This is a genomic window from Bradyrhizobium sp. HKCCYLS2038 (assembly GCF_051167655.1).
In the GTDB taxonomy this organism is placed as follows: Bacteria; Pseudomonadota; Alphaproteobacteria; order Rhizobiales; family Xanthobacteraceae; genus Bradyrhizobium.
This window is the reverse complement of sequence record NZ_JBNPTM010000003.1, coordinates 321,108-336,963: the sequence shown is the minus strand read 5'-3', so window position 1 is coordinate 336,963 and position 15,856 is coordinate 321,108. Positions and strand designations below refer to the sequence as shown.

The following is a 15,856-nucleotide window of genomic DNA, read 5'->3' as shown; positions in this document are numbered from 1 at the left end:
CCACAGTCGGGCCTCATCCTTCGAGACGCGCTGACGCGCTCCTCAGGATGAGGTTTTCGATCGTTCCAGAACGACGATGCGCACCGAGCTGTTCGATTTCCATCTGCCGCCCGAGAATATCGCGCTGCGCCCCGCGGGCCCGCGCGAGGCGGCGCGCATGCTCGTGGTGCAGGGTGACGGCGTGCTGCGCGATCGCACCATCGGTGACCTGCCGGACTGGCTGGAGCCGGGCGACCAGCTCGTCGTCAACGACACCAAGGTGATTGCCGCGCAGCTGTCCGGCCGCCGCATCAGCCGCGAGACCGAGGCCAAGATCGAGGCGACCCTGATCAAGCGGCTCGACGGCTCGCGCTGGCAGGCGCTGGTCCGGCCGGCCAAGAAGCTCGCGCCGGGCGACACGATCCGCTTCGGCAATGAGGGCAAGGTCTGCCTGCTCGGCCATCTCGACGCGACCGTCGAGGCCAAGGGCGAGGAGGGCGAGGTCACGCTGGCCTTCGTGTTTCACGGCCCGGCGCTCGACCAGGCCATCGCCGACCTCGGCCGGCCGCCGCTGCCGCCCTACATTGCCGGTAAGCGGCCGGCGGATGAGCAGGACGCGGCCGACTATCAGACGATGTTTGCGGCCAAGGAGGGTGCCGTCGCTGCGCCCACTGCCGGGCTGCACTTCACCCCCGCGCTCGAGCAGCGGCTACGGGAGCGCGGCGTCGGGCTGCAGCGTGTCACCCTGCATGTCGGCGCCGGCACGTTCCTTCCTGTCAAGGTGGAGGACACCGAGGGCCACCGCATGCATGCGGAGTGGGGCAGCCTCACGCCGGAGACCGCCGCAGCGCTGAACCAGGCAAAAGCCGAAGGTGGCCGCATTGTCGCAGTCGGCACCACATCGCTGCGACTGTTGGAGAGCGCGGCGCAGCCGGACGGCACCATCGCGCCGTTCGAGGCGGAGACCTCGATCTTCATCACGCCCGGCTATCGCTTCCGCGCCGTCGACATCCTGATGACCAACTTCCATCTGCCGCGCTCGACCCTGTTCATGCTGGTCTCGGCCTTCGCCGGGCTGGAGACGATGCAGTCGGCCTATGCGCACGCGATTAGGAGCGGGTACCGCTTTTATTCGTACGGCGATGCATGTTTGTTGTTCCGGCAACAGGACGAGCGCGTCGTCGAACCGTAAGGATCCATCCGCCCGTCGTTCCGGGGCATCGCGCAGCGGTGCGCCCGGAATCCATAACCACGAACGGCTATCGTTACGAAGACGAGCGCCACGGACATCTCGCGTCCCATTGCGGCCTGTGGCTATGGATTCCGGGCTCGCGCTTTCGCGCGACCCGGAATGACGATGCGGAGACGATGGGGCCACGACTCTGCTGTCATTCCCCGCGCAGGCGGGGAATCCAGTACGCCGTGGCGGTTCGGCCGATCACAGCTGCTGGTGGGTACTGAACCACCCGCTTTCTCTGGTGATGACAGTGGTGGGTGACGCGAAACGCGTGCCCGCCTTACGCCATCGCCCGCTCCGGCAGCAGCTCGGCGATCTGCACGGCATTCAGCGCGGCGCCCTTCAGCAACTGATCGGCGGCGACGAACATCGCGATGGAGTGGCCGCTCGGATCCGACAGATCCTTCCTGATACGGCCGACCAGAACGTCGTCCTGGCCTGAGGCGTCGACCGGCATCGGGAAGTAGTTCTTGGCGCGATCGTCAACGAGACGCACGCCGGGCGCGGTCGCAAGGATGCGGCGGACCTCGTCTTCGCTGATCGGCTTCTCGCACTCGAAGGCGATGGCCTCGCAATGCGCGCGCAGCACCGGCACGCGGACGCAGGTGACGCCGATCGCGATGCCCTCATCCTCGAAGATCTTGCGGGTCTCGTTGATGACCTTGGTCTCTTCGTCGTTGTAGCCGGTCTCCGGATCGATCGCCGTATTGTGGCTGAACAGGTTGAACGCGAACGGATGCGGCATCACCTTGGGCGCATAGACCTGGCCGTTGAGGTTGGCGCGGGTCGACTGCACCAGCTCGTCCATCGCCGCCGCACCGGCGCCGCTCGCAGCCTGGTAGGTCGAGATGATCACGCGCTTGATGCGGTTCTTCTGGTGGATCGGCCACAGCGGCACCAGCGCCGTGATCGCCGCGCAATTCGGGTTGGCGATGATGCCCTTGTGGTCACGGATGCGACGGGCGTTGATCTCCGGGATGACCAGCGGCACGTTCGGGTCCATGCGGAACGCCGAGGAGTTGTCGACCACGACGGCGCCGGAGCGGACGGCGATCGGCGCGAACTTCTTCGAGATGCCGCTGCCGGCCGAGAACAGCGCGATATCGACGCCCTCGAACGAGCGCTCGGTCAGCTCCTCGATCACGATCGTCTGGCCCCGGAAGGTCAGGGTGTGGCCGGCCGAGCGGGCGCTCGCCAGCGCCTTCAGCCTGCCGACGGGAACGTTGCGGCGGTCCAGGGTGGCGATGAACTCGGCGCCGACGGCGCCGGTGACGCCGACGATGGCAATGGTGGGATCGTGTGGCACGTCTTCAGGTCTCCGGTCAGGAATTTGGGCATAAAAAAAGCCCCGGACCTTCATCAGGCGGGGCTTCGGTTCGAAGATGGTCGCGATCGAGGTCGATTACGCGCGCACGCCTCCCGAGGCCCGCAAGGGCTTGGTGGTTTTCGTCGTGCGTTTGGTCGAGGTCGACATGGCGCGAGACCATAGGGGCGGCCGGAACCGCCGTCAACGGCCCAAAGCGGCGAAAACGGCTGCATCGCGGTTGAATCGGGGGCCATCCTGACGCAATAAGCCGGCTATGAGCTCCCCCACTGGCGACCTTCCCAATCATTTCGAGCTGCTCGGCACCGACGGCGCGACCCGCACCGGCCGGCTGACGACGCCGCATGGCGTGGTCCGCACGCCGGCCTTCATGCCGGTCGGCACCGCCGGCGCGATGAAGGGCATCCACTGGCGCGACGTGCGCGAGGCCGGCGCCGACATCGTGCTCGGCAACACCTATCACCTGATGCTGCGTCCGACCGCCGAGCGCATCGCCGCCCTTGGCGGCCTGCAGCGTTTCACCGGCTGGGGCGGGCCGATGCTGACGGATTCCGGCGGCTTCCAGGTGATGTCGCTGTCGGGCTTACGCAAGGTGACGGAGCAGGCAGTGACGTTCCGCTCGCATATCGACGGCGCCAAGATCGAGCTGTCGCCGGAGCGCGCCATCGAGGTGCAGCGGCTGCTCAACTCCGACATCGCCATGCAGCTCGACGAATGCGTACGGCTGCCCGCCGAGCCGGCCGACATCGAGCGCGCCATGCGGCTGTCACTGCGCTGGGCCGAGCGCTGCCGCCGCGCCTTCGAGACCGCGCCGGATGGCTACATGCTGTTCGGCATCGTGCAGGGCGGCGATGTGCCGGCGCTGCGCCTGGCCAGCGCGCAGGCGCTGGTCGACATCGGCTTCCATGGCTACGCGATCGGCGGCCTCGCCGTCGGCGAGCCGCAGGCCGTCATGCTCGAGATGATCGAGGCGACGGTGCCGGCGCTGCCGGCCGATCGTCCCCGCTATCTGATGGGCGTCGGCACGCCGGACGATCTCCTTGAGTCCGTGAAGCGCGGCGTTGACATGTTCGACTGCGTGCTACCGACCCGCAACGGCCGTCACGGCGTCGCCTATACCCGCTTCGGCCCGGTCAATCTGCGCAACGCGCGCCACGCCGACGATCCGCGTCCGCTAGACGAGGAAAGCCCGTGGCCGCCGGCGCGCAGCTACGCCCGGGCTTATCTGCATCACCTGATCAAGGCCGGCGAAGCGCTCGGCGCGACGTTGCTGTCGGAGATCAACATCGCCTACTTCCAATCTCTGATGGCGGGGATGCGGGAGGCGATCGCGCGAGGGGGCTTTACGGGCTTCTACGAGCGCACCAAAGCCGATTGGTCACGTGGTGACATCTCCCCGCACGCCAGGTAGGGCCTGGCCGGCCGGCTTCGTCGGCCGCGCCGTGAGTGGCGGACCGTGCCGTCAAAGAGAGCAATGCGAGCTGGGACCGCTCCACGGCGGCGTGACGGCTGCGGCATCACGCCGAGGAACGTTTCTGACGGGAAGCCGTTCAGTTGCAGATGAAGCGGCTCTTGACCGAGTGTTTGGTGACAAAACCGTAGCCGCAGGTGTCGCAGGTCCAGAGATAGCTGATCGCGTTGTCAGCCAAATAGGCGGACGCTTCGGCCGCGATCATGGAGTCGGCGCAGACCGGGCATGTCGGCAGATCACAGCCACGCGGATTCGGCCGGGGTGATGCAGTCGACATGAGCTCAGCGAGTGCTGACATAGGGACCTCCTGGGCGATCTCTTTGTTGGCGATCTCGGTTCGAAACATTCCGTCTCGAGCGAGTCCATCTTTGAAGCCAGTCCAACTTTCAACGGTTCGAATTTCCGTCACACAAAGAGTTTGTCTGGATGGTCTGTTCTTGTTGAGTGGTCCGCTTTTTTTAAGTTTATCGTCTCAGCGCGCGTATTTTTTGGCGAGTGTACTTTTGGTCATTGGACTTATAGCGTCCGCTCCACAACACTCACTATTTCGCCGGCGATACTCGGTCTTCGATCATCGTCGTCTTCGATCATCGTCAGCGTGCCATCGTCTTACCATTCCCGACCTGACACCTTGCTGACGTTTGACGGGGCAGCAGCACCTGTACCGTGAATCTCCGTCCGAACATACACTGGGTTTATTGACCTTGTCGCAACACAAATGCGTAGGTTTTGCGCAATTTAACGACGACTTGTTGTGCGCCGCGATGATCGAACGGTCGCGGAAACGTGCTTGCGCAGCGCAGCAAGCTCGCTGAAGATAGTCAGGACAATTTTCACTGTCGCGCCGGAGGGCGCAAGGAGTCATTCAAATGGAGTCAGCTGCGACGCAGCGTCCCGGGCGTGGTCGGGTATTTGATTCAATTGTCGACGCCTTCGGCAATACGCCGATTGTGCGGTTGCGAAAGCTGCCGGAGCAGCACGGCGTCAAAGCAACCATCCTCGCCAAGCTGGAGTATTTCAATCCGGCGGCCAGCGTGAAGGATCGCATCGGTGTGGGCATGATCCTGGCCATGGAGCAGGCCGGCGTGATCAACCCCGATACGGTGCTGATCGAGCCGACCTCGGGCAATACCGGCATCGCGCTCGCCTTCGTCGCTGCGGCGCGCGGCTACAAGCTGAAACTGGTGATGCCGGAATCGATGTCGATCGAGCGGCGCAAGATGCTGGCCTTCCTCGGCGCCGAGATCGTGCTGACGCCGGCGGGACAGGGCATGAAGGGCGCCATCGCCACCGCCGAGGAGCTTCTGCGAACCACACCGAACTCCGTGATGCCGCAGCAGTTCAAGAACCTCGCCAACCCCGAGATCCATCGCCGGACCACGGCCGAGGAGATCTGGAACGACACCAACGGCAACATCGATGTGTTCGTCGCCGGCGTCGGCACCGGCGGCACCATCACCGGCGTTGGCCAGGTGTTGAAGTCGCGCAAGCCCGGCCTGAAGGTCGTCGCCGTCGAGCCGGAGGAGAGCCCGGTGCTGTCCGGCGGCCAGCACTCGCCGCACAAGATCCAGGGCATCGGCGCGGGCTTCGTGCCGGACATTCTCGATCGCGCCATCATCGACGAGATCGTCAAGGTCAACAGCACGACGGCGCTCGACACCTCGCGCGCGCTGGCACGCAACGAGGGTATTCCGGGCGGCATCTCCTCGGGCGCGGCGATTGCCGCGGCGCTCGAACTGGGCAAGCGGCCTGAGAATGCCGGCAAGACGATCCTGGCGATCGTGCCGTCGTTCTCCGAGCGCTATCTGTCCACGGCATTGTTCGAGGGGATCTGATCATGGCCGACCAGCCGCGGCGTCCGCGGACGCTCGCCGACGCCCGCACCGAGGCGGAGGCCGCGTTCAAGAAGGTCACCACCAAGCCGGTCGAAGCGCCGCCGAAGAAGGCTGCGGTGCCCGGCGTGCGCGAGCAGGTGACGTTGCGGATCGACCAGGACGTGCTCGAACATTTCCAGTCCACAGGACCGGGCTGGCAGGACCGCATCAATGCCGCCCTGCGCAAGGCCGCGGGGCTCTGACGTCGTTCTGCTCAAGACTGACAACTTGAAACGAAAAAGCCCGGACCGCATGGTCCGGGCTTTTTGCTTTGCGAAGCGGGTTCAGCGGCGCAGGGCGCCGCCGAGGACGCCGCCCATCATGCCGCCGATGAAGGCGGCTCCGGCGGCATTGCCGGCGTTATCCTGCGGCGGCGGATTACGGTAGACGGGCGCGCCCTGCGGCGGCGGGTTGCCGGCTGCGACGTTGCCGGCCGGCTTGGCGCGGCGCGGCTTGGCTTCGTCGCCGATCGCGGCCGTGGCGGGCGCAGGCTGCGCCTCGGCCAGCAGCGCCTTGTGCTGCAGCTTGGTCAGGAAGCCGGTCGAGGGATAGCCGCGCGCGGCCTGCCAGCGCTTGAGGACGCTGCGGGTCTCGTCGTCGAAGGCGCCGGTCATCTTGGTGTCGAAGCCGAGACCGGTCAGGCGACGCTGCACGTCACGCCGCTTGGTCTTGTCGAGACCGATCTGATCCTCGCTGACCTGGGTGCCTTCCTCGGTGAAGGTCGCGGGGTCGACGCCCTTGGCGACGTTGCGGGTCGCGGTATTGATCGCGCCGCTCTCGATCGACGCGATGCGCGCCATGGCGAGCGACTTGAACTGCCCGTTCGGGTAGGTCGAGAGATAGGCGTTGAGCTCTTCCGGTTTGTTGGAATCCTTCACCGACCGCCAGAATTCGAGCTCGGCTTCGCCGGCGCTCTGGCCCGTGGCGGCGGCGACGGGCGTGGTGCCCGCGGTCGCGGCTGTGGCCGGCGGCGCCGCGGCCGGGTTGAGATACACCGCGCCGATCAGGTTGGTATGGCCCCAGGGCAGCTGGCCCTTGCTGGTCTCCTCGTTAACCTGGGCGCGCACCGAGGTCATCGCCTGCTGGATCTCCACGCCGGGCTGGGCGATGTGCGAGATCAGCGCGCGCGTGAACGGGCTGTTGGCGCCGGCATCGCCGTCGAGCGCGGTCTGGCCAGGGCCGGTGGCGAACGCGATCAGCGTGCCTTCGCCGGATTTCATCTCTGCGAGGCCGGTCTGCACGGAGACGCTGCGCGTCGGCGAGTTCGACTTGATCTTGGCGGCGAACGGGTTGTCGCGGCAGGCGTCGAGGAACACCAGCTTGACCTTGGCATCGCCCATGGTCTGGTCGAGCGTCACATCGATGTTGATCGCCGAGCCGAGCTTGACGTCCATCTCCGACTTCAGATCTGCGTCGACCGGCAGCAGGTAGTTGGTGCCGGCGATCGCGATGCCATGGCCGGCGTAATAGAACACCGCGATGTCGGCGCCCTGCGCCTTGCGCCCGAAGTCGAGCAGCTTCTCGGTCATCTTGTCGCGCGTGAGGTTGGTGCCCTCGACCACGTCGAAGCCGACGTTGCGCAGCGTGGCGGCCATGGCCTTGGCGTCCACCGGTGGGTTCGGTAGCTGGGTCACGGTCTTGTAGGCGCCGTTGCCGACCACGAAGGCGACGCGGCGGTCGGCCTTGGCGGCCTCGGCGGTCAGCACTACGCAGAGCAGCGACAAGGTGATGGTGAGAATGCGCATCAGGAGATCCCCCAACGATTAGCGAAGCGATCACTCCCGCATTTGTCGCGGGTCGGGTCGAAAAGTCTTGTTCCGATGCAAAAAATCTCGCTTCCGCCACAAAGCAGTTCGCGAGTGTTGCGCGATGCCAACGCCGATCGCGTGTATAAGCAGAGTTCCGTGACTCTGATCACACGATGAGCGGCCTCAGCGTCCGACAGTCTCGCCCACCGGCACTGCGCGAGACTGCGGCGGCCGCAGGTTCAACAAATTTCCCGCCAGAATCAGGGCAGCCCCCAGCACCGTGAAGCCGTCGAGCCGCTCTGAGTACACCAGCCAGCCGACGGTGGCGGTCAGCGGCACCCGCAGGAAGTCCATCGGTATCACGATGGTGGCGTCGGCATAGAGCATCGCCCGGGCCATGCAGAAATGCGAGAAGGTGCCGCACAGGGCCACGAGCATGACCCAGCCCCATGCGGTGGCGGAAGGCCACGACCACAGCAGCAGCGTCGGCACGAGACCGGCGACGGACTGCACCACCAGCATCCAGAAGATGATCGAGACGGTCGGCTCGGAGCGGGTCAGGAACTTGACCAGCGCGATCGAAATGCCGAAGCCGACGGCCGCGCCGAGCGCGATGAGCTGCCCCGGATTGATCGCGCCGGTGTCGGGGCGCACGATGACGACGACACCGACCAGGCCGAGCGCGATCGCCAGCAGCTTGAACAGCGTGATGCGCTCGCCGAGAAAGGTGGCCGCCAGCAGCGCGGTCCAGATCGGCATCGTGAATTCGATCGCCACGACCTGGCCGATCGGGATCAGGGTCAGCGCAAAGAACCAGCCCAGCTGTGCGCCGTAATGGATGAGGTTGCGGGCCGCATGCAGCTTCAGCCGCGTCGTTCGGAGGGTCGCCAGACCGCCGCTCAGGGCGATGACCGGCGACAGCATGACGAGGCCGATGAGACAGCGCAGCTCCATCAGCTCGAACACGTTGAGCTCGCGCACGGCCTCGCGGCCTGCGACCGCCATGACGAGCATGAGCGTGAGCCAGCCAGCCATCCACATCGCGGCCATCGTTTTCGAAGCTGAGCGGTGCATCAGGCGGCTGTCTGGGAGAGAAGGTTCGAGCTGAAGGGAGGAGGGGCTGTATCACCTCTCAAGGCCCCTCATTGCAAACGAAATCAACGGTGCAGCGCATCAACCCGGCCGCCGGAATCGGTCTCTGCAAGCGCTGCCGCGCGCCAGAAAAACATTGGAGTGTGCGCGCGTTTCGTCCTAAAGCGACGGCCGCGAAACAGCCAAGGCAGAGTTCCCGAAATGACCGAGCGCGCCACCTCAGCCGATTTCCTGACCGCTTTTGCCACTGGCTGGCCGGAGCAGGAGCCGCATCTCCTGGTGCTGTCGCTGACCACGCAGAAGGGCAAGCAGGATTTCGCCATGACCCGGGAGCAGGCGCTGCTGATCGCCAAGACGATCAAGCGAACTGCGGCGCAGCTGGCTCCGGCGCCGGCCTCGGGCGCCAAGCGCGCCTGAACGTCCTGGTCAGCGCGCCAGCGAGATGTTTGCTGCGCGGAACTGGCTGTCGGCGCGGATCGATACGGATTGCTTGTTGCCGCGGGTCGCGATCGCGATGTTGGCGTTGAAGCCGGCAGTGGTCGCGACGAGCTGGAAGTTGCCGCCGCCGCCGCGTCCCTGCAGCACGCCGCTGACGCCACGGCTGGTCTCGGTCCAGGATCCGGAGATCGCCGAGCCCTCGGCGGCGAGATTGGCCTGCAATCCGAACTTGTAGGCGTCGCTGGCGCAGGTCAGGACCAGGGTCATTCGCGCGCTGGATGCCCCGTAGTTGGCGCGGCAGCGAATGCGCTCGGTCGAGCCGTCCTCGAGGGCGACAGTGCCGCTGCCGTTCCACGTGCCGGCCAAGCCGGTGAACGGGCCGGGATCGGTGTGCCCGGGCGAGGCTGCCAGCAGCCCCGACAGCAAAACGGCGGCTCCCGGGAGCCGCCGTTTTGATGAATTCAGGAGAGGTCGAGCCTTAGAGGCGCGAGGCCTGCCAGCGTCCGCTGCAGGGAATCCCTGCCGACGCGCCGTTCCATTTCCCCGAGCCGGAATTGCCGCTGAGCTGTCCATTCGCGAAAGCGCCATTGATCGAGACCTTAACCAGGCCTTCGCGCCCAATCGAACCCGTCACGTTGGCGCCGGCCGCCGAAACCTTACCGTCTGCAACAGTCAGGGTCGAGCTTGCGGTGGGCTCGCAGCTGCCGCTGCTGGTGACAATGGTGACCTGCCACTGGCCGTCATAGGGCGACTGGGCGAAAGCGGGGGCGGCTGCACTGCCCGCCAGGATCGACGCGGCGAAAGCCATTCCAATGCGGTCGAGACGCATGAATCGATGTCCCTCATGTCTGTGATGAGAAGCTTATTGGGACGAATTGTGACGAAAATTTGCCGCAGCGCCAAAACGAAATATTATTGAACAGTTTCAGTGCGTTAAGGATTAATGCGGATTCCCCCCATGAGCCATTTGGGCGACAATATGAGCAAATTGCGCCCTCGCGCACGACATGAGCAGAGCGGTACCAAAGTCTTGCCTCGGCGGAGTTTGTAGTCGGCCGGCTGCGCAGCGCGTCGACCGACCCGCTGCGCGCTCGAGACGGATTTCAGCTCGCTAGCCCGTCGTCAGTGCGGCGTCAGGCTGGGTGCCTTGGTCGCAAACTGCTCGTCCTGAGGCTTGGCCGGGATCGTGCCGCTTGCTTTCGCAGCCTCGACCACGTCGCCGAGCAGCTTCAGACCGAGCGGCGCCAGGGCGCGCTCCCACAACTCGCGGGCCGTCTCGCCCTTCTTGACGAACACCCAGTCCTGCGCGGCGATGGCGCCCGCATCCATGCGATCCGCCAGATGATAGATGGTGCCGCCGGCAATCGGATCGCCTTCCTTGATGGTCCACTCGACGGCGGCGATGCCGCGATGCCGCGGCAACAGTGATGGATGGTAGCCGATGCCGCCGAGCGGCGCCGCCTTGACGGCTTCCTGCGTCACCCGCGCATGGCTGTGGGCCGTGACGATCAGATCCGTTCCGGGTGCGATCTCACTGGCCGGCACCGTCTTCGGGTTGGCCTGAACCAGCACCTCGATCCCCGCCGCGCGCGCCGCCGCGGCCAGCCGGTCCTCGCCGTCATGCACGACGACCCGCGCGATCTCGATACCTCTGTCACGCAGCATGTTCAGTGTGGCCACACCGAAATGGCGGGAACCGACGAGGGTGATACGCATGGCGGGGGCATCTTCCATGGTTGGGGCGGGGGCGAGACCCGATCAGGTTGAGCGGACCGGGCCAATTCGGGTCAAACCAAGCCTTGGCGCGCAGGTCAAGCACCAGCTGTGCTTTCACCACAGCCGGCGAAGAACGGGCTGGCCGAGGGCTCGCGCGGGGAGCCCGGCCCGCCCAGCTGAGAGCGACGGACGAACTCCCGCTCGGTGCCGGTCGGGGACCGGCTTCATATCGATCTATTGGCCTCGACCGCCGTCGTCGCAGGCGCTGGAGGCGCCTGGCTATGTAGCTGACGGCCGACTATGGACTGATCAGATCGGGCAGAGTGGCCGGTTGCGCCATTGGCCGGTCTACGAACGTGTGGCGTTTGATTATTGTCAGTTGCAACTAATCAACTTCTGATTGCAGTAAAATTTCGTAGTTCGTGCGGAGCAGCACGTATGATGAGGATAATTTCTTAAAGGCCTTCGGTCACACTGCATAAGCCGCTCCGCCGCGCGGCCGGATAGCCGGGTGCCTCGCCTGTCACCGATCCCTGGGCCAGAGCACCCGGTTATTTGCCGGCGCCTTCGTTGTTCTATGCATGTGGCGGATGGTCGATGCCGAGGGCCGCGCATAGCGGCCCGAGATGCTTCTCATAACGCCGCCAGCTGCCGATCGAGCCGCGATACAGCGGCTGACGCACCTGCATCAGGCTCGCGGTTCGCACGGTGCGTTCGGTCTGATGGAAGTCGAGGCAGGCGTCCTCCCAGTCGAGCCCGCAATGGGCGAGCACGCGGCGCGAGACGCCTTCGAGATCGTCGACCAGATCCTCATATTGCACATCCATCAGGATGCCCGGCGGCAGCACCTTGTGCCAATGTTCCATGACGCCCTCATAGCCCCTGTAATAGTGGCCGAGCTCGGTCAGGTCGTAGGCGAAGGGCTGGGCTCCCGTGAACAGCAGCGAGTAACAGGATACGCAATTGTCGAGCGGGTCGCGTCGTGTGTTGATGATGCGCGCACGCGGGAAGGCGGCGTGGATCATTCCGACAAACAGGAAGTTGAGCGGCATCTTGTCGACGATGCGCTCGGCCTCGGGCGCCAGCGCGCGAACGCGTGCCGTGTACTCCTGTCCGAGATTCGTCATCTCCTCGGGCGGCAGCAGGGTCACCAGGTCCGGGTAGTTCGGAACGACCTTCTGCCGGCTGGCGCATTCGCCGACCAGGTCCTTGAAGGTCTCGAGCTCGCCTGCGCCGAATACCTTGGAATGGCTCGCCAGCACCTGCTCCATGAGGGTGGTTCCCGAGCGCGGCATGCCGACGATGAAGATGGGAGCCCAGGAGTCGTCGCCATGTCCCGCGACCGAGCGGAAGAACTCGGGCGTGAAGCGGGCGGCGACGTTCTGCATCATGGCGAGCCGCTGCCCGGAGTCGTAGTCGAAGGTCCGGCGCTTGAGCGCGTTGGCCGTGTGCAGATGCGAAAAGGCGGCGTCGTAGTCCTTCAGATCGGACATCGCCTTGCCAAACGCGAAATGGGCCGCGATCTGCTTCTCCTGGTCGAGCTGGTCGGCGCGCTCGATCAGCTTCTGCAGGGCGGGCAAGCGGCTGTCGTCCGGCTTGAACTTCGACATGTTCGCCAGATTGAGGTGGATAGGCGCGTCGTCAGGTGCGAGCTCCAGGGCCTTCTGGAACGCGGCGGTCGCCTCTTCGAAGCGGCCGAGCGCCTGGTAGGCGACGCCGAGATTGTTGTAGGAGCCGAACCGCTCCGGCTTGATCTTGATGGCCAGGAGATTCTGCTCGATCGATTCCTCGAGCCGGTTGAGCTCCAGGAACGCATTGCCGAGATTGCCGTACGCGTCGGCATAATCGGGCCGGCCGGCCAGCGCCCGCTTGTAGTGCTCGATGGCGCGCTCGCGATGACCCTGTCGCAGCAGCACGTTGGCGATGTTGTTGTGGGTCTCCGCGTGCTCCGGGCTGAAGTCGAGGACCTTGAGGTAGTGTCTCGCCGCCTCGATGTCCTTTCCTGCCGTGTAGAGCAAGTTGCCGAGCGCGAAATGCGCATCGAGGTGCTGCGGCTTGTTGTCGATCGCCCTGAGCAGCAGCGCGATCGCCTCGTCGACCAGTCCCTGGCTCTGCCGGACCATCGCAAAGCCGTAGAGAATGCCGGGATGGCTCGGCGACAACGACAGTGCAGTCTCGTAGTGTTGCACCGCAGCGTCGTAGTTGCCCGCGGAGCCTTCGACGGCGCCGATGCTGCCATGGACTTCAGCGGACTTGTCGTTCACCGCCGCAGCGCGCTGGAAATAGTCCTTGGCCTCGTCGAGCCGGTTGAAGGTGGTCGAGATCATGCCGAGGCCGACGAGAGCATCGAAATTCGTCGGCTGGCCAGCCAGGATCAGCTTGAAGATCTGCTCGGCATCACCGGTCTCGCCGCGGCTCTGCAGTTTCTTGGCGACGGCGACGACCCCGTCGGCCAGCGTCTGCAGCGACGCCAGCCGCGTCGCGTCGAACGGGTGCGACTCCGTCGTCGGCGTGACCACGGGCGGAGCGACGTTCGTGGGCTGTGGCTGCGCCACGCCGGCGACCGCCTCGGCGATCGTCGGACGAACCGCCTGGCTGCCGAGAGCATCGAGCAGCGGCTTGAGCCGGCCGCCATACATGCGCCAGCGGCCGACGGATCCGGAGAACAGCGGCTTGCGGACCTGGACCAGGCTGGCGGTGTTCACCGGGCGGTCATTGTCGTGGAACGACAGGCAGGCATCGTCCCATGCCAGTCCGCAATGCGCGACGATCTTGCGCGCATGCGCCTCGAAGCCGCGCACCATATCCTCATAGGTCACTTCCAGCAGGACGCCCTCCGGCAGCACCGTCCGCCAATGACCCATCAGCGCGTCATAGGCGCGGTAATAGCGGCCGAGTTCAGCGAGGTCGTACGCGAAGGGCTGCGGCTCGGCGAACAGCTGAGTGTAGCAGGACAGGCAGGTGTCGATCGGATTGCGACGGACATGAATGATCCGCGCATTCGGCAGGGCCAGGTGGATCAGTCCGGCGAACAGGAAGTTCGACGGCATCTTGTCGACGACGCGCCGCGTATCGGCCGGCAGGCTGCTGAACCGATCGAGATAGCTGCGGGCCAAGGTCATGATGTCGGCATCGGACAGCTTGGCGAGCATCTCCGGATAGTCGCCGCGGGCAGGATCGGTGAACCGCGCCACGGCCGCTGCGAAGTAGTTGACCTCGCCGGCGCCATGCACGGCAGGATGGCTGGCCAGCGTCTGTTCGACCAGGCTGGTGCCGGACCGCGGCATGCCGATCACGAATACCGGTGCCTCGGATGGATCGCCGTGGCCGGCGCGCGCCTGCAGCAGGTCCTTGGAGAAGACGGCGCGAATGCGCTCGATCTGGCGCAGCGTCTGGTTCTCGTCGTAGTTGATGCGGCGGCGCTCGAGGCCGTTGCCGGCGTTGAGGTGCACCAGCGACCGTTCGCCATCCTTGATGTCGGCAAACGCGCGGCCGAGCGTGAAGTGCAGGGCGATGCGCGCGTCCTCGGTGAGCGTCTCGGAATTCGCTGCGAGTTCCTGCAGCGGCGCCCAGCGCGCGTCGTCGATCGCGAACGGCTTGACCACGCTGTAGTTGAGGTGAGTGCCGATGCTGCGCGGGTTGACCGCCAATGCAGATTCGTACGCCCGCGCGGCTTCGTCGAGCCGGCCGACGATCGTCAGGACCCCGGCAAGATGGTTCATCGTCGTCGTGTCGCGCGGATCGTGCGCAAGAGCGGCCTGGTATCCGGCGATGGCCTCGTCGTATCGCTGGGCGTTGCGCAGCGAGTCGGCGCGATTGCGGTGGGCCATGGCGTAGTCCGGCCGCAGCCGCAGCGCCTCGTCATAATGCGACAGCGCCTCCTCGCGTCGGCCCAACGACTCCAGCGCATTGGCAAAGTTGTTGTGCGCTTCGGGGAAATCCGGACGTTGCGCGACGGCGCGCTCGAAATGGAAAATCGCGCCAGGCCAGCTCTTCATATCGAGGTGGATATTGCCGAGATTGTAGTGCGCCTCGGCGAGACGAGGGTTCAGCGCGAGCGCCTGCTGAAAAGCACGAATGGCGGCATCCAGCTCCCCCATCGCCTGATGACAGCCGCCGAGATTGAGTAGAACCATCGGCATATTGGGTTCGATGCCGAGTGCGCGGGTATAGTGGCCGATCGCTTCGGAATGGCGGCCGAGCTGCCGGCTGGCATCACCGAGGCTGCCGGCTGCCGCCGCGAATTGTGGCCTCGCCGCAAGCGCAGCCTCGTGATGCGACATCGCTCGCTCGAATTGGCCGAGCCGCTGCAGCGCGAGTCCGAGGGCCTGGTGGAGGTCCGGATTCTTGCCGTCGATCGCAAGCGCCAATTCGAGCTGCCGAACAGCCGCTGCGGGATCGCCTAGGCCGTACAGCGCCCCGCCGAGCAGCAGGCGGGACTCGACCGACGATTCGTCGAGCGCAGCGGCGCGCGCGAAATGGGATGTCGCCTTGGCAAGGTCGCCCAGACCCGCAAATGCTTTTCCCACCGTCAAGTGCAGGTCCGCCGAGTCGCCGGCCGCGTCCGCAGCCCGGTCCAGCAGGGTTCGTGCCTCGCCCGCGTCGCCGAGTTGCAGTCGGACGGTCGCAAGGCTGCACAGGGTCCGGAAATGTCCGGGCTGGAGAGCAAGCACCTTCCGGTAAGCCACCTCGGCGACCTGTAGAGCGCGCCCGTCGATCGGGGAGGGGATTTTCGCGCTGGCGTCGGTCGATGCGGACACGAGTCGGGGACGGAAGGCGAGTGCTGGCTCGTTCATGATCACAACTGACTGATTGTTCGACGGAAGGAGTTGTCGTGGCGGAATGAAGCGAAACGGAGGCTTGGCATGCGCCGATTCCGGTCGATCGTTTGGAACCGTTCCAGCCGGCCGCGTGGGAGCGCAACACGATCCGGTTGCAGTCCGACACTCCCCGGACACGACGAAACCGGCGCAGACC

13 protein-coding genes are annotated in these 15,856 nt (G+C 65.5%); 5 read left to right on the top strand and 8 right to left on the bottom strand.

Annotated features, from left to right (window positions below; all coding sequences use genetic code 11):
- Positions 1-76 precede the first annotated feature (76 nt).
- Positions 77-1,171: a tRNA preQ1(34) S-adenosylmethionine ribosyltransferase-isomerase QueA gene (queA, locus tag ACQR1I_RS15215; protein ID WP_434867132.1), complete on the top strand. Its 1,095-nt coding sequence runs from the start codon at positions 77-79 to the stop codon at positions 1,169-1,171.
- Positions 1,172-1,496: 325 nt separating this feature from the next.
- Here the strand turns inward: queA and ACQR1I_RS15210 are convergent, their stop codons facing one another.
- Positions 1,497-2,576, bottom strand: a complete 1,080-nt coding sequence (locus tag ACQR1I_RS15210; RefSeq protein WP_434867133.1) for an aspartate-semialdehyde dehydrogenase — start codon at positions 2,574-2,576, stop codon at positions 1,497-1,499.
- Between the two features lie 220 nt (positions 2,577-2,796).
- Between ACQR1I_RS15210 and tgt the strand changes: the two genes are divergently transcribed.
- The gene (gene tgt, locus ACQR1I_RS15205) at positions 2,797-3,951 is read left to right on the top strand and encodes a tRNA guanosine(34) transglycosylase Tgt (RefSeq protein ID WP_434867134.1); all 1,155 of its coding nucleotides are present in this window, start codon (positions 2,797-2,799) and stop codon (positions 3,949-3,951) included.
- 139 nt (positions 3,952-4,090) lie between these two features.
- On the opposite strand, the gene ACQR1I_RS15200 is transcribed toward tgt, so the two are convergent.
- Positions 4,091-4,309, bottom strand: a complete 219-nt coding sequence (locus ACQR1I_RS15200) for a hypothetical protein (protein ID WP_434867433.1) — start codon at positions 4,307-4,309, stop codon at positions 4,091-4,093.
- A gap of 571 nt (positions 4,310-4,880) precedes the next feature.
- On the opposite strand from ACQR1I_RS15200, the gene cysK reads away from it, so the two are divergent.
- On the top strand, positions 4,881-5,846 hold the full coding sequence (cysK, locus tag ACQR1I_RS15195; protein ID WP_434867135.1) for a cysteine synthase A: 966 nt from the start codon (positions 4,881-4,883) through the stop codon (positions 5,844-5,846).
- 2 nt (positions 5,847-5,848) lie between these two features.
- Positions 5,849-6,088, top strand: a complete 240-nt coding sequence (locus ACQR1I_RS15190) for a BrnA antitoxin family protein (RefSeq protein WP_434867136.1) — start codon at positions 5,849-5,851, stop codon at positions 6,086-6,088.
- Positions 6,089-6,169: 81 nt separating this feature from the next.
- On the opposite strand, the gene ACQR1I_RS15185 is transcribed toward ACQR1I_RS15190, so the two are convergent.
- A complete protein-coding gene (locus tag ACQR1I_RS15185) occupies positions 6,170-7,630 on the bottom strand; it encodes a caspase family protein (protein WP_434867137.1) in 1,461 nt (486 codons plus the stop codon).
- 186 nt (positions 7,631-7,816) lie between these two features.
- On the bottom strand, positions 7,817-8,707 hold the full coding sequence (locus tag ACQR1I_RS15180) for a DMT family transporter (protein ID WP_434867138.1): 891 nt from the start codon (positions 8,705-8,707) through the stop codon (positions 7,817-7,819).
- A gap of 219 nt (positions 8,708-8,926) precedes the next feature.
- Between ACQR1I_RS15180 and ACQR1I_RS15175 the strand changes: the two genes are divergently transcribed.
- Positions 8,927-9,142 (top strand): hypothetical protein, encoded by a 216-nt coding sequence (locus ACQR1I_RS15175; RefSeq protein ID WP_434867139.1) that lies wholly within the window; start codon positions 8,927-8,929, stop codon positions 9,140-9,142.
- A 9-nt stretch (positions 9,143-9,151) separates the two neighbouring features.
- On the opposite strand, the gene ACQR1I_RS15170 is transcribed toward ACQR1I_RS15175, so the two are convergent.
- The 4 genes from ACQR1I_RS15170 to ACQR1I_RS15155 form a co-directional block, all read right to left on the bottom strand.
- Entirely contained in the window at positions 9,152-9,589 is a 438-nt protein-coding gene (locus ACQR1I_RS15170) for a hypothetical protein (RefSeq protein ID WP_434867140.1), read from the bottom strand.
- A gap of 52 nt (positions 9,590-9,641) precedes the next feature.
- The gene (locus tag ACQR1I_RS15165; protein ID WP_434867141.1) at positions 9,642-9,992 is read right to left on the bottom strand and encodes a hypothetical protein; all 351 of its coding nucleotides are present in this window, start codon (positions 9,990-9,992) and stop codon (positions 9,642-9,644) included.
- A gap of 293 nt (positions 9,993-10,285) precedes the next feature.
- Complete coding sequence (locus tag ACQR1I_RS15160; RefSeq protein ID WP_434867142.1) at positions 10,286-10,879, bottom strand: formyltransferase family protein; 594 nt, start codon at positions 10,877-10,879, stop codon at positions 10,286-10,288.
- 575 nt (positions 10,880-11,454) lie between these two features.
- Positions 11,455-15,675: a sulfotransferase gene (locus tag ACQR1I_RS15155; RefSeq protein WP_434867143.1), complete on the bottom strand. Its 4,221-nt coding sequence runs from the start codon at positions 15,673-15,675 to the stop codon at positions 11,455-11,457.
- Positions 15,676-15,856 lie beyond the last annotated feature (181 nt).